At 68.3% G+C, this 24,654-nt stretch carries 24 protein-coding genes; 7 read left to right on the top strand and 17 right to left on the bottom strand.

Translation table 11 applies throughout. From position 1 onward, the window contains the following. Nucleotides 1–2 precede the first annotated feature (2 nt). The 4 genes from pstC to BKA16_RS07585 form a co-directional block, all read right to left on the bottom strand. Entirely contained in the window at nucleotides 3–1,019 is a 1,017-nt protein-coding gene (gene pstC / locus BKA16_RS07600) for a phosphate ABC transporter permease subunit PstC (protein WP_382426733.1), read from the bottom strand. Between the two features lie 29 nt (nucleotides 1,020–1,048). Then, nucleotides 1,049–2,122, bottom strand: a complete 1,074-nt coding sequence (gene pstS, locus BKA16_RS07595; protein ID WP_183370097.1) for a phosphate ABC transporter substrate-binding protein PstS — start codon at nucleotides 2,120–2,122, stop codon at nucleotides 1,049–1,051. Nucleotides 2,123–2,279: 157 nt separating this feature from the next. Continuing rightward, on the bottom strand, nucleotides 2,280–3,167 hold the full coding sequence (mshD, locus tag BKA16_RS07590) for a mycothiol synthase (protein WP_183370096.1): 888 nt from the start codon (nucleotides 3,165–3,167) through the stop codon (nucleotides 2,280–2,282). A gap of 42 nt (nucleotides 3,168–3,209) precedes the next feature. Next, nucleotides 3,210–3,911: a winged helix-turn-helix domain-containing protein gene (locus BKA16_RS07585; protein ID WP_183370095.1), complete on the bottom strand. Its 702-nt coding sequence runs from the start codon at nucleotides 3,909–3,911 to the stop codon at nucleotides 3,210–3,212. 80 nt (nucleotides 3,912–3,991) lie between these two features. On the opposite strand from BKA16_RS07585, the gene BKA16_RS07580 reads away from it, so the two are divergent. The 4 genes from BKA16_RS07580 to BKA16_RS07565 all read left to right on the top strand — a co-directional run bounded on the left by BKA16_RS07580 (nucleotide 3,992) and on the right by BKA16_RS07565 (nucleotide 7,068). Next, nucleotides 3,992–4,882 (top strand): LmeA family phospholipid-binding protein, encoded by an 891-nt coding sequence (locus BKA16_RS07580; protein ID WP_183370094.1) that lies wholly within the window; start codon nucleotides 3,992–3,994, stop codon nucleotides 4,880–4,882. Between the two features lie 106 nt (nucleotides 4,883–4,988). After that, nucleotides 4,989–5,816, top strand: a complete 828-nt coding sequence (locus BKA16_RS07575; RefSeq protein WP_183370093.1) for a sulfurtransferase — start codon at nucleotides 4,989–4,991, stop codon at nucleotides 5,814–5,816. Between the two features lie 30 nt (nucleotides 5,817–5,846). Then, nucleotides 5,847–6,152, top strand: a complete 306-nt coding sequence (locus BKA16_RS07570; protein ID WP_183370092.1) for a DUF1416 domain-containing protein — start codon at nucleotides 5,847–5,849, stop codon at nucleotides 6,150–6,152. Nucleotides 6,153–6,450: 298 nt separating this feature from the next. After that, a complete protein-coding gene (locus BKA16_RS07565; protein ID WP_183370091.1) occupies nucleotides 6,451–7,068 on the top strand; it encodes a heme-binding beta-barrel domain-containing protein in 618 nt (205 codons plus the stop codon). 74 nt (nucleotides 7,069–7,142) lie between these two features. On the opposite strand, the gene BKA16_RS07560 is transcribed toward BKA16_RS07565, so the two are convergent. From BKA16_RS07560 to BKA16_RS07535, 6 genes are all read right to left on the bottom strand, one after another. Further along, nucleotides 7,143–7,637 carry a ferritin gene (locus BKA16_RS07560; RefSeq protein WP_183370090.1) on the bottom strand — a complete coding sequence of 165 codons (495 nt, stop codon included), beginning with the start codon at nucleotides 7,635–7,637 and terminating at the stop codon, nucleotides 7,143–7,145. A 183-nt stretch (nucleotides 7,638–7,820) separates the two neighbouring features. Further along, entirely contained in the window at nucleotides 7,821–9,509 is a 1,689-nt protein-coding gene (gene cydC, locus BKA16_RS07555; protein ID WP_183370089.1) for a thiol reductant ABC exporter subunit CydC, read from the bottom strand. Then, nucleotides 9,496–11,178: a thiol reductant ABC exporter subunit CydD gene (gene cydD, locus BKA16_RS07550; RefSeq protein ID WP_183370088.1), complete on the bottom strand. Its 1,683-nt coding sequence runs from the start codon at nucleotides 11,176–11,178 to the stop codon at nucleotides 9,496–9,498. Before cydD ends, cydC begins: the two co-directional genes overlap by 14 nt. Continuing rightward, a complete protein-coding gene (cydB, locus tag BKA16_RS07545; protein WP_183370087.1) occupies nucleotides 11,175–12,224 on the bottom strand; it encodes a cytochrome d ubiquinol oxidase subunit II in 1,050 nt (349 codons plus the stop codon). Before cydB ends, cydD begins: the two co-directional genes overlap by 4 nt. 10 nt (nucleotides 12,225–12,234) lie before the next feature. Beyond that, complete coding sequence (locus BKA16_RS07540; protein ID WP_183370086.1) at nucleotides 12,235–13,794, bottom strand: cytochrome ubiquinol oxidase subunit I; 1,560 nt, start codon at nucleotides 13,792–13,794, stop codon at nucleotides 12,235–12,237. A 136-nt stretch (nucleotides 13,795–13,930) separates the two neighbouring features. Further along, nucleotides 13,931–14,773: an aminodeoxychorismate lyase gene (locus BKA16_RS07535; protein WP_343067318.1), complete on the bottom strand. Its 843-nt coding sequence runs from the start codon at nucleotides 14,771–14,773 to the stop codon at nucleotides 13,931–13,933. Between the two features lie 23 nt (nucleotides 14,774–14,796). Here BKA16_RS07535 and ygfZ point away from each other — a divergent pair, with 23 nt between their 5' ends. Together ygfZ and BKA16_RS07525 are read left to right on the top strand one after the other, a co-directional pair. Next, nucleotides 14,797–15,948 (top strand): CAF17-like 4Fe-4S cluster assembly/insertion protein YgfZ, encoded by a 1,152-nt coding sequence (gene ygfZ, locus BKA16_RS07530; protein ID WP_183370084.1) that lies wholly within the window; start codon nucleotides 14,797–14,799, stop codon nucleotides 15,946–15,948. Between the two features lie 167 nt (nucleotides 15,949–16,115). Beyond that, nucleotides 16,116–16,298 (top strand): DUF3073 domain-containing protein, encoded by a 183-nt coding sequence (locus tag BKA16_RS07525; protein WP_183370083.1) that lies wholly within the window; start codon nucleotides 16,116–16,118, stop codon nucleotides 16,296–16,298. A 230-nt stretch (nucleotides 16,299–16,528) separates the two neighbouring features. Here BKA16_RS07525 and purM read toward each other — a convergent pair whose 3' ends face one another. From purM to BKA16_RS07505, 4 genes are all read right to left on the bottom strand, one after another. Then, entirely contained in the window at nucleotides 16,529–17,626 is a 1,098-nt protein-coding gene (gene purM, locus BKA16_RS07520) for a phosphoribosylformylglycinamidine cyclo-ligase (RefSeq protein ID WP_183370082.1), read from the bottom strand. A gap of 114 nt (nucleotides 17,627–17,740) precedes the next feature. Next, nucleotides 17,741–19,303 (bottom strand): amidophosphoribosyltransferase, encoded by a 1,563-nt coding sequence (gene purF, locus BKA16_RS07515; protein ID WP_183370081.1) that lies wholly within the window; start codon nucleotides 19,301–19,303, stop codon nucleotides 17,741–17,743. Nucleotides 19,304–19,433: 130 nt separating this feature from the next. Continuing rightward, a complete protein-coding gene (locus tag BKA16_RS07510) occupies nucleotides 19,434–19,832 on the bottom strand; it encodes a sterol carrier family protein (protein ID WP_183370080.1) in 399 nt (132 codons plus the stop codon). A 4-nt stretch (nucleotides 19,833–19,836) separates the two neighbouring features. Beyond that, nucleotides 19,837–20,694, bottom strand: a complete 858-nt coding sequence (locus BKA16_RS07505) for a PHP domain-containing protein (protein ID WP_183370079.1) — start codon at nucleotides 20,692–20,694, stop codon at nucleotides 19,837–19,839. Between the two features lie 125 nt (nucleotides 20,695–20,819). Here BKA16_RS07505 and BKA16_RS07500 point away from each other — a divergent pair, with 125 nt between their 5' ends. Further along, nucleotides 20,820–22,328 (top strand): glutamate-cysteine ligase family protein, encoded by a 1,509-nt coding sequence (locus BKA16_RS07500; RefSeq protein ID WP_183370078.1) that lies wholly within the window; start codon nucleotides 20,820–20,822, stop codon nucleotides 22,326–22,328. 45 nt (nucleotides 22,329–22,373) lie between these two features. Here BKA16_RS07500 and BKA16_RS07495 read toward each other — a convergent pair whose 3' ends face one another. The 3 genes from BKA16_RS07495 to BKA16_RS07485 form a co-directional block, all read right to left on the bottom strand. Beyond that, nucleotides 22,374–23,450, bottom strand: a complete 1,077-nt coding sequence (locus BKA16_RS07495; protein WP_183370077.1) for an NAD(P)H-dependent amine dehydrogenase family protein — start codon at nucleotides 23,448–23,450, stop codon at nucleotides 22,374–22,376. A 150-nt stretch (nucleotides 23,451–23,600) separates the two neighbouring features. Then, a complete protein-coding gene (locus BKA16_RS07490; protein ID WP_183370076.1) occupies nucleotides 23,601–24,188 on the bottom strand; it encodes a CD225/dispanin family protein in 588 nt (195 codons plus the stop codon). Nucleotides 24,189–24,195: 7 nt separating this feature from the next. Beyond that, nucleotides 24,196–24,654: a DUF2752 domain-containing protein gene (locus tag BKA16_RS07485; protein WP_183370075.1), complete on the bottom strand. Its 459-nt coding sequence runs from the start codon at nucleotides 24,652–24,654 to the stop codon at nucleotides 24,196–24,198.

The raw sequence follows: 24,654 nt of genomic DNA, 5'->3' as shown, positions 1-24,654 counted from the left end.
GCTCACGCCTTCCTGGAGATCACGGCACGAGCGGCCGCGTTGACGATGAAGGTGAGGGCGAACAGCACCAGACCGGCCGAGATGTAGGCGCCGGTCTTCAGCGGATTGTCGAACTCGGCGGCGTTGTTGGCGATGATCGTCGCGAACGTCTCTCCGCTCTCCATCAGGTTGAAGTTGATCGGTCCGGCGGTCGAGATGATCAGCATCAGCGCCATCGTCTCACCGAGCGCGCGGCCGAGACCGAGCATCGAACCGGAGATGTAGCCGGAGAAGCCGAACGGCAGCACGGCGTACCGGACCACCTCCCACTGGCTGGCGCCGAGGGCGAGGGCAGCTTCGCGGTGCCCGTGCGGCGTCTGCGAGAACACTTCGCGAGTGACGGCCGTGATGACCGGCAGGATCATCACCGCGAGCACGATGCCCGCGGTGAGCATCGTGCCGCCGGTCGACATGTTGGCCGCGTTCTCCGGCGCGGCGAAGAACGGCAGCCAGCCGAGGTTGTCGACCAGCCAGCCGTTGATGCCGACCATCGCCGGGCCGAGGACGAGGATGCCCCACAGGCCGTAGACGATCGACGGGATGGCCGCCAACAGATCCACCGTGTAGGCGATCGGGCCGGCGAGTCTCTTGGGCGCGTACTCGGTGACGAACAGGGCGATGCCCAATGCGACCGGCATCGCGATGATCAACGCGATCACCGATACGAGGACGGTCGCGTAGAACTGGCGCGGGATGCCGAACTTCAGATCGCCCGACGTCGACCACGCGCCCTGATAGGTGAAGAAGTTCTCGGTGTTCTGAGCGAGGGCCGGCACCGCCTGGATCAGCAGGAAGATCGCGATCAGTCCGATGACGACGGAGACGAGCAGACCGGACCCGGTCGACAGGGTCCGCATCACGCGGTCCCCGGCCCGGGAGACGGTCGAACCCGTCGAGCGCGAGGGGGTTCCACGGCCCGAAGGCGGAGCAGGCTCGAAAGCCTGCTCCGCCTCGGGTTCTGCCGACGCTCCGCTACTCACGGAGGCCCCGACAGTGATGTCTGGACTGCTCACAGCGCGTCGATCGTGCCACGGAGAGTCTGCTTGAACGCGTCGGGGAGGGGAACGTATCCGAGGTCAGAGAGACCGTCCTGCCCCTTGTCGAGAATGGTGGTGAACGCCGACTTCAGGTTGTCCGAGACCGACGAGTCGTCGTAGCCGGTGGAGCAGACGATCTCGTAGGTCGTCAGGATCAGCGGGTACGCGCCCGGCTCCTTCATCGTGAACAGCGCATCGCTGTCGACGGCCAGGTCCTTGCTGCCGGGGGTCTTGAACTTCGCGGCGTCGAGCGCCTTGCCCGCGGTCTCCGAGGTCAGCGCGACGGGACCGGCACCGAAGTCGATCTGCGAGACCGGGACGTCGTTCTCGGTCGCGAATCCCCACTCGACGTAGGCGATCGAGCCCGGGGTCTTCTTCACGGTGTCGCCGACACCGGTCGACTTCGCGGCGGCGCTGCCGCCGTGGCCCGCCCATTCCTTGCTCGGCTCGTACGGCCAGTCGGACGCGGCGTTCGCGTTGAGGAACTTGGTGAAGTTCTCCGTGGTGCCGGAGCTGTCGCTGCGGTGCACCGGGATGATGTCGGTGCTCGGCAGCTTGACGCCCGGGTTCAGGGCGGCGATGGCCGGATCGTTCCACTTGGTGATCTTCGAGTCGAAGATCTTCGCGAGGGTCGCCGGGTTCAGCGTCAGCTTCTCCACGCCGTCGAGGTTGAAGGCGACCGCGACCGGGCCCGCGACCAGCGGGATGTGCCAGGCGTCGTTGCCTCCGCAGCGGGTCTTGGCCTTGGCCGCCTCGTCGTCCTTCAGGGCCGAGTCGGAACCGGCGAAGTCGACGTCGCCCGCGATGAACTTCTTGATGCCGTCACCGGAACCGGAGCCGGTGTAGTCGAGGTTGACGCCACCCTCCTGCGTCAGGACGTCGGCGAAGTGCTCCATCGCCTTCTGCTGGGCCGTCGAGCCCTCGCCGGTGACCGATCCACCGTCGGAGGAGTCGCCGCCACTGCAGGCGGACAGGACGAGGGTTGCCGCCACGGCGGTGGCGGCGGCGGCTCCGGCGCTGCGAACGAGCTTGGGGTTGACGCTCATGGGAGTCGTTGGCCTTTCGGGTCTGCTTCGGGGCATGTTCGAAGCGAACCTATCCACGCCCGGTTAGCCGGAGGCGACGCATAGATGTCCGACCGCATAACAATGCGGTCGACTAGGCGAACAGAAGATGACGCGCGAGCGAATCACCTGATGGCCGTCACGGCTTTCGATAGGTGATGTCGCCGCGGTACGTGGTGAAACCCAGTTTGCGGTAGGTGTGAAGAGCGGCCGTGTTGTCGCCTTCGACGTACAGTTCCACTTCGTCGAGGTCGCGATCGGCCAGATAGTTCAACCCAGCGAGGGTGAGCAGCCGCCCGAGTCCGCGACCCTGTGCCGCCGGGTCGACGCCGACGATGTACACCTCGCCCAACCCGGGCTTGTCGACCTTCGTCCAGTGGAATCCGAGGAGCCGATCGGGGTCGGCGGCGTCGAAGGCGAGGAAGACGCCCGCCGGATCGAACCACTCCGAACCGGTCCGCTCATCGACGTCGCGCCGAGTCCAGCCCCCTTGTTCGGGGTGCCAGTCGAAGGCCGCGTTGTTCACCCGGATGATCTCGGCGTCGTCGCCCGGACGGTACGTGCGGACGACGAGATCCTCGCGCGCGGACGGCTCCGGCAGCGGCTCGGCCACGCGACGGCGCAGCTGCAGGAGTTCACGGTGACGTTCCAGACCGAGCACGGCCGCGACCCTCTTGGCGGCGGGCAGGTCCCCGTGGGCCCACACCTGGGGTCGCTCGCCGAATTCGGTCGCCGCGTCGAGGACCGCCGCGATCAGTGCGCGGCCCCGGCCGCCGTCCCGGTGATCGGGATGAACCACGGCTTCGGCCATCGGAGCTTCTCCCTCGCGCGGCGCGAGGACGTTGCCGTAGCCGTGCTCGGTGAGCACGTGCAGCGCTCCCCCGTCGCGGATCGCCAGCCGATGCTGTTCGCTCAGCGGTTCGACCCCGTCCACCGCCTCGGCCGTGGCGATCATCGCCAGTGCGGTGTCGACGTCTGCCGCGGTCAACGCACCGCGCACGATTCTGGTCGGGAAGGAGTTGCTCATGGGTTCGAGGGTAGTGCGACCGGGTGGGCTCGACCGGCCGGGTCAGTCGGGCTCGCCCGAGTTCGACTCGTCCGACGATCTGCTCGAGGCGGGCTTCACCGCCTTGTACCCCACGTTGCGGACGGTGCCGATCAGCGACTCGTGGTCGGAGCCGAGTTTCGCGCGCAGACGACGGACGTGCACGTCGACGGTGCGGGTGCCGCCGAAGAAGTCGTACCCCCACACCTCGTGCAGGAGCTGCGCGCGCGTGAACACGCGGCCGGCGTTCTGCGCGAGATACTTGAGGAGTTCGAACTCCTTGTAGGTGAGGTCGATCGGACGCCCACGCAGCCGAGCGGTGTAGGTGCTCTCGTCGATGACGAGCTCACCGAGGGTCACCTTGTCGGACTGCTCGGGCTCCGGCGACGTTCCTCGCGCCAACGCCAGACGAAGCCGTGCGTCGAGTTCCGCCGGTCCGGTGCCGGGCAGGAGGAAGTCGTCGATGCCCCAATCGGCGCTCACCGCCACCAGGGAGCCCTCCCCGACCACCGCGACCACGCGGGAACCGGTCGCCTCGAGCAGGCGACACAGACCGCGAGCCGTGGTCAGATCGGTACGGGCGTCCACCAGTACGAGGTCGGCGTCGGCCGCGTTCACCAGCGACGACGTGTCCGCCGCCGCGGTGCTCACCTCATGCGGCAGCAATGTCAGAGATTCGAGTACGGCGTCGGGCGACGACTCCGCAGTCAACAGCAACAGGTCCACTCACCACTCCACTCGTCGTGGCCTGAGTGCGATCGACGCTGGTCGCAGCTCCTAGAAGATGTGATGACAGAATAGACCCGATGACCGCCACGCCCCGAATCCGACCCGCGCGACGCGCGGCACAGGTCGCCGCGGCGACCGTGGTCGTCGTGGTGATCGTCGTGGTCATCGGTTTCCTCGCCGACAACGTCGCGGCCTCGCGCGCCGAACATCGACTGGCGGCGGCCGTGGAGCAGTCGGCGGGCGTGCGGTTCGAGCCGGAGGTCACGATCGGCGGGTTTCCGTTCCTGACCGACACGTCCGGGCCGTTCCCATCGATCCTGGTCAGCGCCCGCGGAGTCCGCGTCGGCGGCTGCGGCGACCGCGGAGAATGCACGGTGACGATGGACGCCAGGCTCGGTGACGCCGCGACCGGCAGCATCTGGGAGGTCGACGCCGACACGGAGATCGCCGCGGGCTCCGTCGATGCGGAGACCCGCATCGACTCGGTGAATCTCGGCCGACTCATGGGGATCACCGACCTCTACATCAACACTCCGGGCCCGGAGGACAAGGCCGGAGCGGGCGGCCCGGGCGACGGTCTGGTGGAGCGCACCGACGGCATCATGCTCAGCGGCACCGTTCCGTTCCCCGGATCTCCCGAGCGGCAAGGGCAGTATCCGCCGTCGGCAGTCGAGTACACCGCGGCCAAGGCCAAGGTCAGCGTGAGCGCAAAAGTATTCGTCGGCGACGACGGTCGTGTTCACATCGAGGCGACCAAGCTGTACGACGGCCCCGAGATGCACTACTCCGACGATGTCCCGGCGGAGTTTTACGCACATGTTCTCGACCGCTTCTCCGCCGTCCTTCCGGTGCTCCCGATGGCCTGGAACGTCGCCGCCGACAAGGCCCTGAGCAGGGGAAGCGATCTCATCGTCGCCGGGAACACGAAGTCGCGGATTGTCAAGCCCCGAGATTTTCACGGCCGCTGACGCCCGTCCGCTCGGCATTCGCTGTTGTAGATTCGTCCCCGAATCCAACCCGGTCCTGCGACCGCCCGGCGGGCGAGCACGCACACCTGCAGCGAAAGGAACACACATGGCACGCTCCGACGTCCTGGTCAGCGCCGATTGGGCTGAGCAGAATCTGAACACCGACAAGGTCGTGTTCGTCGAGGTCGACGAAGACACCTCCATCTACGACCTGAACCACATCCCGGGCGCCATCCGCCTGGACTGGCGCAAGGACCTGCAGGACGGCGTCCGCCGCGACTTCCTGGACGCCGAGGGCTTCTCGAAGCTGCTGTCCGAGCGCGGCGTCGCCAACGACGACACCGTGGTCCTGTACGGCGGCAACAACAACTGGTTCGCCGCGTACGCCTACTGGTACTTCAAGATCTACGGTCACCAGGATGTCCGTCTGCTCGACGGCGGCCGCAAGAAGTGGGAGCTCGACGGCCGCGAGCTCAGCAGCGACGCCGTGACCCGCGAGGCCACCGACTACGTCGCGCAGGCCGCCGACACCTCGATCCGCGCCTTCCGCGACGAGGTCATCGACTCGATCGGCTCCAAGAACCTGGTGGACGTCCGCAGCCCCGACGAGTTCTCCGGCAAGATCGCCGCGCCGGCGCACCTCCCGCAGGAGCAGGCTCAGCAGCGCGGTCACGTTCCGGGCGCGATCAACATCCCGTGGTCGTCGACCGCCAACGAGGACGGCACCTTCAAGTCCGACGACGACCTCACCGCACTGTACGCGGACAAGGGCTTCGACGACGCCAAGGAGACCATCGCCTACTGCCGCATCGGCGAGCGTTCGAGCCACACGTGGTTCGTTCTGCAGGAACTGCTGGGCAAGAAGAACGTGAAGAACTACGACGGCAGCTGGGTCGAGTACGGCTCGCTGGTCGGCGCCCCGGTCGAGATCTAGTCGTCGACTTCATCTGAGAGGAATGGACACATGTGTGCAGCACCCAAGCAGGGTCAGAACCTCCCGTCCGGCGTCGACGTGGAGAAGGAGACCGTCCTGACCGGTCAAGTCGTCGACGGTTCGGGAAACCCCGTCGCGGGCGCCTTCGTCCGTCTGCTCGACGGCACCGGCGAGTTCACCGCCGAAGTCGTCGCGTCGGCGACCGGCGACTTCCGCTTCTTCGCCGCTCCCGGCACCTGGACGCTCCGCGCACTCAGCTCGCAGGGCAACGGCGACGTCACCGTCTCGCCCGAGGGCCCCGGCGTCCACAACCAGGACGTCACCGTCGCGAAGTAGGTCCATCGCAGACATAGCCGATGCCCCGGTCCGCTCGAGCGGACCGGGGCATCGGCCTTCCCGGAATCCTTCCGACACGCATTCGCCACCGACTCCCCGATCGAACCGATCCGATACCGCGCAGGTGTCGACGGGATGTGACATATCCGGCAGTCGCGGACCGGGGTCATGCGATGACACCGTCGGGCGGTAGAATCGCTTCCGTGGTCCTCTTCTTCGAAATCCTCCTTGGCCTGGCGACCGTGCTCATCGTGTGGTTCGCCCTGTACACCGTCTACCGCCTGGTGAACGACGAGTCATGACTCGTTCCGGCAACGAGGCGATCTCCGACGCTGAGCTCCGAGCTCAGGAGACCGCCGGCAAGAACGTGCCGGCGATCGGTGATCTTCCGCTGCCGATCGACACGGCCAACCTCCGCGAGGGCCCGGACCTGAGTTCCGCGCTTCTCGCGCTGCTGCCACTGGTCGGTGTCTGGGAAGGCGAAGGCGAAGGCCACAACCCGATCACCGGCGACGACTACCAGTTCGGCCAGCAGATCGTCGTCTCCCATGACGGCGGCGACTACCTCGTCTGGCAGTCGCGCTCATGGGTCCTCGACGAGGAGGGCGCCTACGTGCGGCCCGATCTCCGCGAATCCGGTTTCTGGCGGATCAGCGAGAGCGACGACATCGAGTTGCTCCTGACGCACGCCGAAGGCGTCGTCGAACTGTTCTACGGGCGCCCGCTGAATCAGACGTCCTGGAATCTGACGACCGATGTCACGATCCGCACCGAGACCGGCGTCCACACCGGTGGCGCCAAGCGGCTCTACGGCCTGGTCCCCGACGGCGACCTCGCGTACGTCGAAGAACGCGTCGACGCCGACGGCGAACTCACGCCGAGGCTGTCCGCGAAACTCAAACGCGTCATCGGCTGACATCGCAACGCACTGAGCGAATCGCCCCGCCCTTCGTGAGAAGGACGGGGCGATTCGCTTGGCGTGGGAATGGCTCAGACGCCGCTGGAGGCCAGCTCGGCGTCGATGCGCAGCAGGCCCGAACCGTCGCCCGCGACCATGCGGAGTCGGCCGAGGATCTCCGAGACCGTGGCCTCCTCCTCGACCTGCTCGGAGATGAACCAGTCGATGGTGGGACGCGAGTCGAGATCGTGCTCCTCCTCCGCCTGGCGGTACAGCTCACGGATGCCCGCGGACACCGCCCGCTCGGCCTCGAGCGCGGTCTCGAAGACGTCGGCGATCTCCTCGACCTTGATCGACGGGATCGAGATGTCACCGATCACCGGGTGGTTGTCCCGGTCGGTGAGGTGGGTGATCAGCTTCTCGGCGTGGGTGAGCTCTTCGGCGGCCTGGGCGCGCAGCCACGACGCCATACCCGGCAGATCGCGCAGCTCCACCTCGATGGCGAGCTGACGGTAGAGGAACGACGACTCGTACTCACGGGTGATCTGCTTGACGAAAGCGACTTCGAGGCCTTCACTCATCTTCATAGGAATACACCTGACTCTCGACCGCGAATTCGTATCGGAAAGACGCGGGAATTGTTTCGAACACAGTCAAGAGTAATCGGAATTTCTCAATCGTCTAGCCAGGTACGGCATACCTTAACTGCAGTTCAGAGGCATTTCCGCCGCATTTAAAACAAGCCTCTCCTTCATATAATGAGGCAAGGCTCAGTTCAGAGAAATACTGTCTTGCCTGGATAGCGGGACGAACAGCGACGGGACATTCAATTCGTCGATCGCCTGGTGCGTGATGACCACCACTACGCGATCCGAACCGAACATGCCCTCTCGTGCGCAGATCCGCCCCAGCAGCTCGGTTGCGTCGTCGGCATCGAGGTGTTCGGTGGGTTCGTCGAGGACGACGATGCGCGCGTCATGGACCAGGGCTCGTGCCAACAGGATTCGGCGCCGCTGACCGCCGCTCACCGCGGCCGCTCCGGCGAGCTCGGTGTCGAGTCCATCGGGCAGCGCGTCGATCCAGCGGCCGAGACCCACCTCGCGCAGGGCGTCGACGATCTCGTCGTCGGTCACGTCGCCGCGCGCCACGCGCAGGTTCTCGCGGAGCGTCGTGGAGAACAGGTGCCCCTCCTCGGGAAAGTACGCGGCGCACGTCGACAGCTCCCCCGGTTCGGTGACGACACTGCCGGACAGCGGTTCGAGAAGCCCGGCGAGGGTGAGCCCGAGCGTCGACTTGCCCGCCCCGCTCGGACCGGTCACCGCGAGCCGATCGCCCGGCCGCAGCCGCAGATCGAGGCCGTCGGCGGGACCGAGCGGCCGCTCGTGTCCCCACTGCAGCGCAGCGACGGTCAGGGTCGCCGGTCGCGGATCGAACACGGGATCGGCGACGGTCCGCTCGGGGCCGGCCGCATCGACCAGGGCCATCACACGAGCCGCACTCCGACGTCCGCGCTCCCACGCGATCGCGGCATCGGTCAGCGCACCGGTCTCTTCAAACGACGAGAGCGGCAACAGGATCAGGACGCCGAGCAGCATCGGCGTCAGCACGCCGTCGGACGAGGTCGCCTCCATCAGCGAACCGGGCGCCCCCGACGCGAGATCGACGGCGATCACGGCCGCGGCCACGACGCTCACCAGCAGGGCGAACGGCGTCAGCGACGCGGCTCCGGCCTGCCGTGCGGCCGCGTCGTCGACCGCGCGCGCGTGATCGACATCGGCCGAGCGCAGGGCGGCCAGCGCGCTCCGGCGGCGGCCAGCCACCGCCAACTCGGCGCCGTGCCACAGCAGTCCGGTGACCGAGGTGCCGACCGATTCGCGCGCCCGTGCTCCGTCGACGACGGCCCGCACGGATGCGCGAGCCCCCAGGCGCGGCGCGAGCACCCCGCTGATCAGCAACGCCACCGCGAGGACGATCGCCGACAGCGGTGAGACGACGGCCATGATCGCCACGGCCGCGATCCCGGTGACCCCGCCGACGGCCATCGGCACCAGACCGCGGACCACGGCGTCGCCGATCTCGTCGACGTCGTCGGCGGTGCGTGCCAGGAGTGCCCCGCGGTCGGCACGGACCGCGGCCTCCGGAGCACCGGTCGCGAGCACCCGGTAGATGCGGGCGCGGGCCGTGCCCATCGCCCGCAGAGCGACGTCGTGGGTGGCCAGACGCTCCAGGTACCGGAACAACGCGCGGGAGATGCCGAGCGCGCGGACCGCGGTCACCGCGACCGACAGGTACAACACCGGCGGCATCTGCCAGGCCCGGGTGATCAGCCAAGCCGACAGCGCGGCCAGTCCGAGCGCCGAGAGCGCACCGCCCGCACCGAGCAGGATCGCCACGAGCGGTGTGGTGCGGCGCAGGCCGGCGAACTCGAGCGCTCGGATCAAGGGGTCAGAGGCGCGCATCGACGCTCCCGTCGATCGTCGCCGTCGCACTCTGCACGTCGCTCTCCACCTCGACGACGACGTCGGCCACGGACCGCGACTCCGGGCGATGCGAGACCAGCACGACGGTGGCCCCGTCCGCGGCGCGCGCGGCGACGACGTCGAGTACCCGCGCCGCGGTCTCGGCGTCGAGATGGGCCGTGGGCTCGTCGAGGAGGATCAGCGGGGCGTCGGAGGCGAGGGTCCGCACCAGGGCGAGCCGTTGGCGTTGTCCGGCCGACAGTCCGGATCCGTCGGCGCCGATCATCGTGGCGGCGTCGATCTCGGCGAGGCCGAACACGCGGGAGAGGTCGGCGACCCGCGCCGGGTCGAGCTCGTCGAGCAGGGCGAGGTTCTCGGCGACGGTGCCCGGCGTCGTCATCGGATGCTGCGGCAGCCAGGCGACCTGCTCGTGGAATGCCGTCGGCTCCAGATCGGTGACGTCGACGCCGCCGATCCGCACCGAGCCCTCGTCGGGCCTCTCGAGGCCGAGGATCGCCGCGAGCAGCGTCGACTTCCCGACTCCGTTTCGACCGGAGACGACGGTCACCGTCCCCGGTTCGCAGCGCAGGTTCAGACCGCGCGGGGTCCACCCGTCGCGGGTGCGCACGCCCAGACCGTCGACGACCACGGCCTCGCCGTCGACGCCGATCCGCCTGGATCCGGTGCTCCGGGCGGCGCGATCGCACACGTCGAGGACCTCGCGGGAGGCCTCGAGGCCGTCCTGGGACGCGTGGAACGCCGCACCGATCCGACGTAGCGGGAGGTACGCCTCGGGCGCGAGGACCAGCGCGAGCACCCCGGCGTAGAGGCTCATGTCGCCGAACACCAGGCGCAGGCCGATGCCGACGGCCACGAGCGCCACGCTGAGCGTCGCGAGCATCTCCAGTGCGGCACCGGACAGGAACGCGATCCGCAGCGACGACATCGTCGTGCGGTGGAACTCTCGACCGAGATCGTCGACGCGTCGTACCGGTCCGACGGCGCGGCCGATGCCGCGCAGGGTCGGCAGTCCGGTGAGCAGATCCAGGAGTCGACTGCTCTGACGGCTCATCGCGTCGAGTTTGCGCCGGGTGCGATCGCGGGTGAGCAGACCTATCAGCACCATGAACAGCGGGATCAGCGGAATGGTGACCAGGATGATGATCGCCGACGGCCAGTCGGCCCAGGCGATCACGACGACGACCAGCGGGGTGATGATCGCCGTCGACAGCAGCGCGGGCAGGTAGTCGGCGAAGTAGTCGACCAGTGCGTCGAGTCCGCGCAGCAGCACCGTCGACGAGCGGTCTCGTTCGGCGGCCAGCCGGTGCGGCGACGTGCGCGTCGAATCGGTGAGCGCGTCGACGGCACGCGCCCGCAGTTCGCCGATGGTCGCCAGCGCCGCGCGGTGCGCGTACCGGTCCTGCAGGTACGAACTCACCGCGCGGGCCGCGAAGGCCACCGCGATCACCGTCAGATGCACCGATTGCGCTCCGAAAGTGCGTGCGGCCGGATCGGTGACGAGTTCGCCGAGCAGTCCGGCGATCGCGACGGCGCCCGCGATCACGGCGACCACCGAGGCGACGGAGAACCCCGCGACGGCGACCGCGTACCGCCGCGCCGACCGCGAATACTTCAGCAGACGCGGGTCGAGCGGCGGGGCGGCGCTCACTTGACGGGCACCTCCTCGCGCAGCGGCAGTCCGCCCGCCTCGGGGATCCGATCGATGGTGAGCCGCTGCCGGAACACCCAGTAGGTCCAGCCCTGGTAGAGCAGGACGACCGGGGTCATGATGCCCGCGGCCCAGGTCATGACGACCAGGGTGTAATGGCTCGACGAGGTGTTCGCCACCGTCAGGTCGTACGCCGAGTCGGTCAGCGAGGGCAGCACGTTCGGGAACAACACGGCGAACAGCAGTCCCACGGTGGCCGCGATCGCGATGCACGTGGCGGCGAAGGCGATGCCCTCCCGACGCAGGTAGGCGCCGATCACCATGACGACGGCGGCGACGGCGGCGATCGCCACCAGCGTCCACGTCCAGCCCTTGCCGTAGGCGAACTGGGTCCACAGCAGGAAGCCCGCCGCGACCGCCGCCGTGGGGATCGCCAGGCGCCAGGCCACGGTCTGCGCATCGTCGCGGACGGCGCCGTGGCTCTTGAGCGCGATGAACACGGCACCGTGCGTGATGAAGCACAGGACGGTGGTCAGTCCGCCGAGCAGCGCGTACGGGTTCAGCAGGTTGAAGAAGCCGCCGGTGTACTGGTGTTCGGCGTCGATCGGGATGCCGCGCACGACGTTCGCGAACGCCACTCCCCACAGGATCGCGGGCAGCCACGAGCCGAGGCCGATACCGACGTCGCACCACGCCCGCCACCGCGGATCGTTGATCTTTCCGCGCCATTCGATGGCGACCACGCGCACGATCAGGCCGATCAGGATGAGGAACAGCGGCAGATAGAAGGCCGAGAACATGGTGGCGTACCAGCCGCCGAACGCGGCGAACAGCGCACCGCCGCCGGTGATCAGCCACACCTCGTTGCCGTCCCACACCGGGCCGATCGTGGTCAGGAGCAGTCGACGGCGCTTGTCGCCGTCTGGCTCGGAGCGACGGCCGAGGAACGGCAGCAGCATTCCAACGCCGAAGTCGAAGCCCTCCAGCACGAAGTACATGACGAACAGGACCGCGACGAGCGCGAACCAGAAAGTTTCCAGACTCATCGACAGGCTCCTAATACGAGAACGAGAGTGGTTTGTCGACGTCGTCGTCGGCGCCCACGTCCGGGGCGACGCCGTCAGTGTCGTGGGGACCGTCGATCACATAGCGACGTTGCAGGAAGAACCAGACCAGGCCGAGCGCGCCGTAGAGGAGCGTGAACCCGATCAGGGTGGTCCAGACGATGGGCGATGTGTGGTTGGAGACACCGTCCTGCACCAGCATGTGGATCTGCAGCGGATCACCGTCGGCGTCGGCCCAGTTGGGAGCGACGACCCACGGCTGACGTCCCATCTCGGTGAAGATCCACCCGGATGCGTTGGCCAGGAACGGAGTCGGTGCCATCCACAGCATGAGGGTGCCGACCTTCCTCGGTATCTCACTGCGGCCTCGTCGGAGGAACCACAGACCGCCGACGGCCACGACGACCGAGCCGAGCGCCCAGGTGATCATCGCCCGGAAGCCCCAGTAGGTGACGAACAGGTTGGGCGCGAAGTTCTGGCCCGGCATGTTCAGCGCCTCCTGGTACTGCTCCTGGAGTTCGTTGACGCCCTGCACGGTGCTGTCGAAGCTGTGATCGGACAGGAACGACAGCATGTTGGGAATCTGTATGACGTGGGTGATGTTGTCGCAGTTGTTCTGCGTGCCGATGCTCAGCACGGAGAACGATGCCCCGGTCTCGGTCTCGCACAGCGATTCGGCTGCGGCCATCTTCATCGGCTGCTGCTCGAACATGAGTCGCGCCTGTTGGTCACCGGTGATGAACAGTGCGATGCCGCTCGCGATGATCACCCAGAGGCCCAGCAGGGTGACCGGTCTCCACATCTTCGCGTTGTCCTCGCGCAGCTTGGTCGGACTCGCACCGATCTGGCTGGGCGAACTGGTCTCGGGGATCTGCGAATCGTCGCCGGAGACCAGTGCGGCTTCGAGCTTGTTCGCGCGGACGGTGTTGCGCGCCATCCACCACAGGCCGATCACGGCCACGAACGTCGATGCGGTGAGGAAGGCGCCCGCGATGACATGCGGGAACGCGACCAGGGTGGTGTTGTTGGTGATGACGGCCAGGAAGTTGTTCATGCGGGGCCGCTCGCGCGCCTCGTCCCAGACGACGCCCACCGGGTGCTGCATGAACGAGTTGGCGGCGATGATGAAGTACGCGGAGGCGTTGACGCCGATCGCGACGATCCAGATGCACGCCAGATGCACGCGTCTGGGAAGTCTGCCCCAGCCGAAGATCCAGAGTCCGATGAAGGTCGACTCCATGAAGAAGGCCACCAGGCCCTCCATGGCGAGCGGCGCGCCGAAGACGTCGGCGACGTACCGGCTGTACTCGCTCCAGTTCATACCGAACTGGAACTCCTGGACGATTCCGGTGGCCACACCGAGCGCGAAGTTGATCAGGAAGAGCTTGGAGAAGAACTTGGTGGCGCGCAGCCACTGCTCTTTTCCAGTCACGTGCCAGACGGTCTGCATGACCGCGATCAGGGGTGCCAGACCGATGGTCAACGGCACCAGAATGAAGTGGTAGACAGTGGTTATTCCGAATTGCCACCGGGATATGTCAACGACATCCACGCTCGCCTCACATTCGTCGGTTCCTCAGCGCGTACTACGCAGCGTAGTAGCGATGGGCGGGAATACAAGCCCTTCGTGACACAGAAGACCAAAGACCCGCTCACATCGGGCCGCCGTCCTCGTGTCCGCAGTCACATCATGGTCGGGTAATCGCTTCGGTTACGAGTTTTGGGACGAGTCCGGCGCGATTCGGCGTCTCGGCGAGAACGAAATCGCCCATCCGACGCACACGGGCGGCGAGCGTGAGCGACGACAGGAGCCACACGCCGTCGGCACCTCGCAGATCCTCGGGAGTCATGCGGGCCTCACGGGTCGGAACCCCGGCCCGATCGGCGGCCGCGTAGAGCGCCTCCTGCGTGGTTCCGGCGAGGATCCCGTCGGCCGCCGGCGTCGCGGTCAGCACCCCGTCGAACAGGGCGACGACGTTGGCCCGCGGCGACTCGAGCACAGTTCCGGTCGACGACAGGTAGATCGCGTCGTCGAACCCCTGCGCGCGGGCATGCCGCAGGGCCGCGGTGTTGCGGGCGTAGCTGAGCGCCTTGGCGCCCGCGAGTTCCCACGGCGCGACGGCGTCGGGATCCTGCGCGCGCGTCAGCAGCAGTACCGTGACGCCGTCCCGGCGGGCGATCGCCGCCCGCTCCGGCACCGGCGACACCGTGACGAACCACGTCGGCGATCCCGGGTCCGATTCGCGACCGCGGGTGTAGACGATCCGGAGGGCGCCGTCGCCGGTGCCGCTCCAGGCGTCCTGCGCGGTCTCGACCGCCCGCGCGATGCGTTCGACATCGGGTTCCGGGAGGTCGAGGCGGGCGGCGCCGTCGACCAGCCGAGCCAGATGCCGCCGCACGAGCCGGGCCCGCCCGTCGCGAACCAGCATCGTCTCGAAGACGCCGTCGCCGTGCAGCACGCCGAGATCGTCCGCGTGCAGGAGGGGGCGACCGGGGTCACTGCGCAGGCCATCACCGTCGACAACGATCACGGTGTCCACCGTAGACTGGCGGCATGTCTGCGGATACCGTTCGTTCGCCCATCCTCTCCGCGACCGCAGGTGCTGTCGCCACGCCCGACGGCGATCCGAGTCCCGGCGTCGCCTGGCACTACGGGGACCCGCTCGGCGAACAGCGAGCCGCCGCGCGCGGCGTCGCCGTGGTGGACCGCAGCGACCGCGCGGTGATCGAGCTCGTCGGACCCGAGCGCCTCACCTGGCTGCACACGATCTCCTCGCAGCATGTCGCGGGCCTGGCCGACCGTCACAGCGCCGAGAACCTCTCACTCGACCTCAACGGCCGCGTGGAGGACCACTTCGTCCTCACCGACATCGACGAGGTCACCTGGCTCGACACCGAGGCGGACCGCGGCGCTCCACTCGCCCAGTTCCTCACCAAGATGGTGTTCTGGGCACAGGTGACACCCGCCCCGCGCGCGGACACCGCGGTGCTGACTCTCGTCGGCCCCCGGGCCCGGACCGGAGCGATCGCCGAACTGCTGGGCGTCCCGTCCGACGCGGACGTGTACGCCGCGGGTTCGATCCCCGACGCGCACGGTTTCTGGCGGGTGATGCCGCCGATCGGCGAGGGCCGCACGCTGCCCGTCGTCGATGTGGTGATCGCGCGCGACGAGCTGACCCGGTGGTGGTCCGCACTGACCGGCGCCGGCGCCGCGCCCGCGGGCATGTGGGCGTTCGACGCCCTGCGGGTGGCCGCCGGACGGGCCCGTCTGCACGTGGACACCGACGAGCGCACCATTCCGCACGAGGCCGACTGGATCGGCGGGCCCACCGAGCACGGCGCCGTTCATCTGGACAAGGGCTGCTACCGCGGACAGGAGACGGTGTCTCGGGTCGCGAACATCGGTCGGCCGCCGCGTCGCCTGGTGCTGCTGCACCTCGACGGCAGCTCGGATGCGCGACCGGCGACCGGCGACCCGGTGTCGGCGGGCGGTCGCAGCGTCGGACGGGTCGGCAGCGTCGTCGATCACTTCGAGCTCGGCCCGATCGCACTCGCCTTGGTGAAACGGTCGGTGCCGGTCGACGCCGAGCTCGTGACGGGCGATTCCGAGACAGGCGCCGCGGCACGAATCGACTCCGACCTCTACACGCCCGACGACACCGTTCCCGCAGGCCGAGCCGCCCAGGAGCGCCTGCGCGGCCGGTGACCGACCATGTGATCTCCGTCATGTGACTACTCTCGCGCCACACGGATGACCAGGCGATGAGACTTAATTGCGTCCGCGCGCTAGACTGGTCAGCACGAGAACTACTAACGAATAGAACGGGGCCGCCACACCGATGGCCGCCCCGTCATTGTGCGAGGGGGTCCCATATGGGCCGCGGCCGGGCTAAGGCAAAGCAGACGAAGGTTGCACGTCAGCTGAAGTACTCCACCCAGAACACCGACTTCGACAGCTTGCAGCGCGAGTTGTCGGGCGGTGGCGGCGAACCGCCGTACGCCGACCCATGGTCGGAGGACGACAGCCGGAACTCCGAAGACGACTGGCGACGCTGACGCGTCGCCACCCGACTTCCACTCTCGACCAGCGACACTCCGCTGATCGAGTGTGCTCAGAGTCTCTCAGTCCGGCGACCCGTGGCACGGTTCGGCGGGCTGAGCGCATTTCGATCCGCGTAGGCATCCCGATCGAGTGGCGCACATCGGAGACCTCGCGACATCACTGATCCGCCGGGTGGAACCAGAGAACTGGTTCCACCCGGCGGATCAGGCGTTTCAGCCGTGGCTCAGAAGCGGGCGTGGTCTCCGACGAGTGCGGCCGAACCCGCGGCGCCACCGGCACCACGTCTGATCGAGCCGAGGACCCAGTTGTCGACGTGACGTGCGGTCAGCACCGCCTGGGCGCGGTCGGTGTCCTCCGGTGCGACGATGGCGACCATGCCGACGCCCATGTTGAAGGTGCGTTCCATCTCGGCACGCTCGACGCGGCCGCGCTGCGCGATCAGTGAGAAAACCGGCGCGGGCGTCCACGAGTTGCGCTCCAGGACCGCCTCGAGGCCGGGCGGGAGGACGCGGCCGAGGTTGTCGGCGAGTCCCCCGCCGGTGACGTGCGCGAAGGTGCGGACTTCGGCTTCGGCGGCGAGCGCCAGACAGTCCTTGGCGTAGATCCGGGTCGGCTCCAGCAGTTCCTCGCCGAGGGTGCGGCCGAACTCCTCGACATGGCCGCCGAGGTCGAGGTGACCCCACTCGAGGAGGACCTTGCGGGCGAGCGAGTAGCCGTTCGAGTGCAGACCCGACGAACCCATCGCGATCACGACGTCACCCGGGCGGACGCGGTCCGGGCCGAGGATCTCATCGGCTTCGACGACGCCGACGCCCGTCGCCGAGAGGTCGTAATGGGTGTCCTCCATGACGCCCGGATGCTCCGCTGTCTCGCCGCCGAGAAGGGCGCAGCCCGCATCGACACAGCCGTCCGCGATGCCCTTGACAATGTCGGCCACCATCTCGGGGATCACCTTGCCGACGGCGATGTAGTCCTGCAGGAACAGCGGCTGCGCACCGCAGACCACGAGGTCGTCGACGACCATGGCGACCAGGTCGCGACCGACGGTGTCGTGGACGCCCATCGCCTGCGCGACGGCGAGCTTGGTGCCGACGCCGTCACTCGACGCGGCGAGCACCGGCTCGCGGTAGTCGCCCTTCAGCGCGAACAGTCCGGCGAAACCGCCGAGACCGCCCATGACCTCGGGGCGCGTCGCCCGCTTGGCGTGCGGCGCGAACAGCTCGACTGCGCGCTCACCCGCATCGATGTCCACGCCGGCGGCCGCGTACGACGCGCCGCCCGTTGCATTGTCGGATGCCTGGTCGGCAGCCCCGTCGGTCATTATGGTGCTTCTCCTACACACTCGTTCAAGGCGTGGTCGAGCACCGACCGTCGCCGTGGTCAACGCACTCACGCTACCTGAGTGCGGGGGTGAAATCTCCTCGTCGCGGACGACTCAGGGGCGCATCACGGCGCTGACGTTGTCGTTCTGCGCCATCAGCGGGTCCGGCGCCGACCCCGTCGAAGTCGACATCATGGTCTCCAACACGGCCTTGCCCATCGCGGTCTCGGTGGGCAGCTCGATCGGGTAGTTTCCGTCGAAGCACGCGGCGCACAGCCGCGACCGCTCCTCACCGGTGGCCTCGACCATGGCGTCCACGCTGACGTAGCCGAGGGAGTCCGCGCCGATGGCCTGGCGCACGCCGTCGACCATGTGCTCTTCGGACTCCATGCCGTTGGCGATGAGTTCGGCGGGCGAGGCGAAGTCGATCCCGTAGAAGCACGGCCACCGGACCGGCGACGATGCGATGCGCACGTGGACCTCGGCGGCCCCGGCCTCGCGGAGCATGCGGATCAGGGCACGCTGGGTGTTGCCGCGGACGATCGAGTCGTCGACCACGATCAGTCTGCGGCCGCGGATCACCTCGCGCAGCGGATTCAGCTTGAGTCGGATGCCGAGTTGACGGATGGTCTGCGACGGCTGGATGAAGGTGCGGCCGACGTAGGCGTTCTTCATCAGGCCCTGCCCGTAGGCGATGCCCGACTCCTGCGCGTAGCCGACGGCGGCCGGGGTGCCCGACTCGGGGACCGGGATCACCAGATCACCCTCGGCGGGCTGCTCGCGGGCCAGGCGGCGGCCGATGTCGACGCGCGCAGAGTGGACCGAACGACCGTGGATGACGCTGTCCGGGCGAGCGAGATAGACGTGCTCGAAGATGCACAGCCTGGGCGTCGGCTCCGCGAACCGGCTGCTGCGGACGCCGTTGCTGTCGATGGCGAGCAGCTCACCGGGCTCGATGTCGCGGACGAACGACGCGCCGACGATGTCGAAGGCCGCGGTCTCCGAGGCGACGACCCAGCCGCGGTCGAGGCGGCCGAGCGAGAGCGGGCGGATGCCGTGCGGGTCACGCGCGGCGTACAGGGTGTCCTCGTCCTGGAAGGTGAGGCAGAACGCGCCTTTGAGGGTCGGGAGGAGCTCGATGGCGGCCTGTTCGAGCGTCTTGTCCGCGGCGCCGTGCGCCAGGAGTGCACCGACGACGTCGGAGTCGGAGGTCGCCGTGGCGTGCGGACCGTACAGCCCGAGTTCACGAGCGCGGGTGGCGAGTTCGGAGGTGTTGACGAGGTTGCCGTTGTGACCGAGCGCCACTCCGCTGCCCGCATCGGTGTGCCGGAAGATCGGCTGGGAGTTCTCCCACGTCGTCGACCCCGTGGTCGAATAACGGCAGTGTCCGACGGCGACATGACCGATCATCGACGCGAGCGTCTGCTCGTCGAACACCTGGCTGACCAGACCGAGATCCTTGAACACCAGGACCTGGGCTCCGTCGCCGACGGCGATGCCCGCGGCCTCCTGGCCGCGGTGCTGCAGCGCGTAGAGCCCGTAGTACGTGAGCTTGGCGACGTCCTCGCCGGGCGCCCACACTCCGAAGACACCGCACTCCTCGCGCGGCTCGTTCTCTACTTCGTCGGGCTCCTGGGAGGTGAGCAGATTGCGGGAGTTGATCGACAGATCAGTCACGAGGCGACGCTCCGATGTCGTGGGCTGGGCGGGCGTACCCCAAGGGTACTGTCCGGGCCCGGCCGAGGGGAAACTCCGGGCGCCCCGAGTGTGGAGACTAACGCTCAGCGTGTGATCGACGGCATCCTCGTCACGGTGAGGTCTGCAGCGGCACCACGGGGAGAAAAGCGGCCACATCGCCCGCCCGATGCCCAGAGACGCTGACGCGGTGGTCGGCGACCGCGTCGTCGAAGGACTCGAGTCCGGTGGCCAGCAGCAGCCATTGGCGCGGGGTGGTCTCGACCACGTTGGGCGGGGTGCCGCGGGTGTGTCGGACGCCCTCGATGCACTGGACCGCGACGAAGGGCGGCACGCGCAGTTCCACCGAGTTGCCGGGCGCGTCCTGTCCGATGCTGCGGGCGGTGGCGCGGACCGCCGCGGCCAACGCCGGTCGCGGCGGGTTCGGGAGGGTCTCGTCGCGCAGCCAGTCCTGCACGGCGAGCACCGCCGCACGCGTCTGGGCGGGGTCGATCCTGTCTTTCGGGGCCACGGGACTAACCGACGAACGGTGCGACGGCGCCGCGCTCGACGATCTCCTCGACGACGGCGTCGTCGGTGCGTTCCTGGCCGATGCGGAGAGTCTTGTTGGCGCCGTGATAGTCGCTCGACCCGGTCTGCAGCAGTCCGAGATCGGTTGCGATGCCCGCGAGTTCGGCACGCGAGGCGTCGTCGTGGTCGGGGTGGCGCACCTCCAGCCCGACCAGGCCGAGCGGGACGAGAGAGGCGAGGACGTCGGCTGTGAGCAGATCGGCCGCCGTTCGGGCGCGCGGATGCGCGATGACCGGCACTCCCCCGGCCGCGGCGATCATCGCGATGCCGTCGACGAGCGTCGTGGACCGCAGAGTCACATGGTGCGGTCCGCCGTCTTCGAGGATTCCGTCGAACGCCGCCGCGACGCTGCCGATCACGCCCGCGTCGATGAGTGCTCGTGCGATGTGCGGGCGGCCGATGTTGCTGCGTCCGGCGATCTCCTGGACCCGCTCGACGGTCACCGGATAACCGGCCGCGACGAGGCTCTCGACGATCCGTTCTCCGCGCCGAGTCCGTTCGTCGACGATGCGGTGCCATTCGGCGACGATCGCCGCATCGTCCGGGCGGAACAGATAGCCGAGCAGGTGCACGGAGACGAGCGAGCCGTCCTCGCGCGGATGCTTCGTGGAGAACTCGGCTCCGGGTATCACCCGCATGCCGGCCGGCACGTGTTCGGCGGTCTCGGCCCAACCGTCGGCCGTGTCGTGGTCGGTGAGCCCGACCGTGGTCAGCCCCGCCGCCCGCGCCGCGGCCAACAACTCCTGTGGAGTGTCGGTCCCGTCCGAATACCGGGTATGGGTGTGCAGATCGGCGGTGAGCATTCCTCGATCATAGGCAGGCGTGACCGCCGGCTCCCCGCCCGAACCGCCGATCTCGACCCGGCGAGTCCCCCGCGTGTTCATCCCGATCCTCGGCCGCCGTCCGCCTCGTACGGCACGATGGGGTGATGGGCGCCGAAGTGAGCCAGCAGAAGTTCAGCGGAGCAGACCGAGTTCGATTTCGATCGCAGGTCTCACGGGGCACCGAGGCGATCGCCCGGATGCTGTCGGAGGGGCTCTTCACCGATCAAGGCCGGACGCCGGAACCGTTGCTGGGCATGGAGGTCGAGCTCAACCTGGTCGACGAGGCCGGCGAACCGTCGATGGCCAACGCCGAGGTTCTCGAGGCCGTCGCCGATCCGGACTTCCAGACCGAACTCGGCCAGTTCAACATCGAGATCAACGTGTCGCCGCGACCGTTCGTCGGTGGCGACACCGTCAGCCTCGAACAGATGCTGCGCACCTCCCTGAACCGCGCCGAGTCGCGGGCGGCGTCGACAGGCAACCACCTGCTGATGGTCGGCATGCTGCCGACCCTGCGACACGAGCACTTCGCGCGGCAGTGGATATCGACCAACCCGCGTTACGCACTGCTCAACGAGCAGATCTTCGCCGCGCGCGGGGAGGACATGGAGATCGACATCGCCGGGGTCCCGCTGTCCGGGCGGACGTCGCCCGACCGGCTGCACACGACGACGGACTCGATCCTGCCCGAAGCGGCGTGCACGTCCCTGCAACTGCATCTGCGAGTGGCGCCGGAGGACTTCGCCGCGCACTGGAATGCGGCGCAAGCCGTCGCGGGTGTCCAGGTGGCGTTGGCCGGCAACTCCCCGTTCCTCGCGGGCAAGGCTCTCTGGCACGAGACCCGTATCCCCGTGTTCGAACAAGCCACCGACACCCGACCGTTGGAGCTGCGCAATCAGGGCGTCCGACCGCGCGTGTGGTTCGGCGAACGGTGGATCACCACGATCTTCGATCTGTTCGAGGAGAACACCCGCTACTTCCCCGCCCTGCTGCCGGTCTCGTCCGATGCCGACCCGGTGGCCGAGCTGGACGCCGGACGCATTCCCGAGCTGGAGGAACTGCGCCTGCACAACGGCACCGTCTACCGGTGGAACCGACCGGTGTACGACGTCGTCGACGGCCACGCGCATCTTCGCGTGGAGAACCGTGTGCTTCCGGCGGGCCCGACGGTCGTCGACATCATGGCCAACGCCGCGTTCTATTACGGGGTGGTCCGGGGCCTCGTCGAGGCCGACCGTCCGCTGTGGTCGCAGATGTCGTTCGACGCGGCGCACGAGAACCTCGCCGCCGGGGCCCGGTGGGGGCTCGACTCGCAGATGTACTGGCCGGACATCGGTTGGGTGAGCCCCGGCGAGCTGACGCTGCGTCGCCTGCTGCCGTTGGCCGAGAAGGGTCTCGACTCGTTCGGCGTCTCCGAGAAGGCCAAGCGCCGCTACCTCGGCGTGATCGAGGGCCGGTGCGTCACCCGGCAGACGGGGTCGGTGTGGCAACGACGCGCGGTCAAGGCTCGCGAAGACGCGGGTGAGACCAGGGAGCGGGCGCTGCGCGGCATGGTCGGCGACTACCGCACACTGATGCACGAGGGCGAGCCCGTGCACAACTGGTCGCTGTAGCGCGCCGCCTGGATCATGCGCGCCCGTCCCGATGCGAAGGGCCGTCTACGTCGCCACGAGCCCCCGACCGGTGACCAGCGGCAGGTCGAGAGCGGTCACCAGGCCCGGTTCGGCGGCGACGACGGCGGGCACCGCGTTCACCAGTCGCTGCGCGGTGACGATCATCCCGGACACGTTGTGGTCGCCGGTGCGGGCGTGGTGACTCATCTCCACCCGCAGGAACGGCTCACCGTGGATCTCGATGCGATACGAGCCGTCGCCGGAGTCGGGTGTGGGCCACTCGGGGCACTGCTCGGGACTGGTCCGCGTGTAGTGCGCCAGGACGATCCGGTCCTCGCCGTTCACCTGGCCGACCACTTCGAAGTGCGCGGCGGCGAGCGTGCCCTCGGCGATCGCCACGGACACCGTGTCGACGTCCCGATCGGCCGGGACCTTCTCGACGCGTTCGACGAGCGGCTCGTCGAGAGCGACGTCCAGGCCCTTGGCGATCTGTCGGACGACGCTGCCCCACGCCATCGACAGCACACCGGGGGTGAAGATCATCGACTGGTGATCCATCGGCTTGCCGAAACCGAACAGCTCGCCCATCACGACGGGCTGATAGTACGTCGAGTAGTCGGCGATCTCCATGCAGACGACCTTGTCGATCTGCTGCGACAGGCTCGTCATCGACAGCGGCAGCACGTCGTTGGCGAACCCCGGGTCGATGCCGTTCACGTGCAGGCTGGCGCCGCCGGAGCGGGCTGCGTCCACGATCGGCGTGATCATGTCGTCGGGCACCAGCCCGTACGGGTACTGGAGCAGGACGGGCCCGGAGGAGACCACGTCGATCCCGCGCGAGACGAACTCGGTGAGGTCGGCGATCGCCTCCATGATGCGATCGTCGGTCATCGCCGTGTGCACGATCGCATCCGGTTTCAGCGCGAACAACGCCTCGCGGTCGTCGGTGGCGAGGACACCGAGGTCGCGGTCGAGCCCGGCCAGACGCCCCGCGTCCTTGCCGACCTTGGCGGGGTCGGACACCCACACTCCGACGAGTTCGAGATCTGGGTGGGCGTCGATTCCGGCGATCGCATGCCGTCCGACGGTTCCGGTGGACCATTCAACTACGCGCAGAGTCATTCCTCACACGCTAAAGGTGTTCGCCGTCATTCGTAGCCGAATTGCTGGACAGGTGTCCGAACACCGGCACAGATGCGTGTGCGGCTCCGGCGGAGACGTCGCTACCGCAGGACGCGGCCGTCACCGTCGCGAATGGAACCAGCGCGCGGTCTACGTGTCGTACGGCCGGTACGGCGTATAAGTCGGCGGTGACGGATCGACGTTGACCGCCCACACCACGAACACGATCACGGCGATGATCGCCAGCGCCACTCCGATGCCGAGCGAGATCCACGCCCACATCGCGAGCCTCTTCGACGACGCGGCCGCGGCCGTCGCCGCGTCGTACTGTCCGGCGAACCACAGGCGACTCACCGAGTTCGACTTGGTGAGCCCGACGATGCCGAGCACCAGGGGTGCGATGCCGATGAGAGTTCCGTAGCAACTGACGGTCAGCAGGCCGCCGAGACACAGGGCCACGATCGACGAGACCTGTCCGGTCTGTGGCGCGGGTCCGGCGGCTCCGGGCGCGAACGGCTGACCGGTGTACGGGTAGGGCGAACCGTACATCGGCGGTGCCGCCTGCGGGAGCGGCATGCCGAACTCGGGCTGGGCCGTCGGCGGACCAGGCACGGGCGGAGGAACATCGTCGTGTTTGCGCAGATCGGGACGCTGCGCGAACTGCGTCGGCTCATAGGCGGTCCACTGCTCGTCGCCGGAGTCGGCGCCGGGGGTGTGCGGGTCGAACGGATTGCTCACGGAGTTGTCAGACCTTCAGGCTGTCGAAAGGGGCGATCGGAATGTTGCGGATCACGGTCCAGACGCCGATCACGACCATCACCGCGGTCGGCGTGTACCGCCAATGCTGCCAGCTGCGTACCCGGCGGCCGCGCCAGAGTCCCACCGTGTAGGTCACGAACGCCACCGCCATCAGGACGAGTCCGACGACGGCGACGGCGTTGAATCGCAGTGCGCCCGCGACATCGCCGTGCAACAGGCAGTACACGGCTCGCGAGACGCCGCAGCCGGGACAGTCGATGTGCAGCAGCGCGTTCGTCGGACACGGCGGAATGATCCCGCCGGGGGTCATCGGATCGGCGAACCACACGAGCGCCCCGGCGGCCGCCGCGCCTGCGAGGATCACTGCGGGGCCCGCGACGCGGTGCCGGGCGACGGCTGTCACGACGCCCAGCATCCGGTCGGTGGTGCCGACGGAGACACTCAT

It is taken from the genome of Gordonia humi, from assembly GCF_014197435.1.
GTDB lineage: Bacteria > Actinomycetota > Actinomycetes > Mycobacteriales > Mycobacteriaceae > Gordonia > Gordonia humi.
Note: the sequence above shows the minus strand (reverse complement) of the source record. Positions and strands in the feature narration are given on the sequence as shown.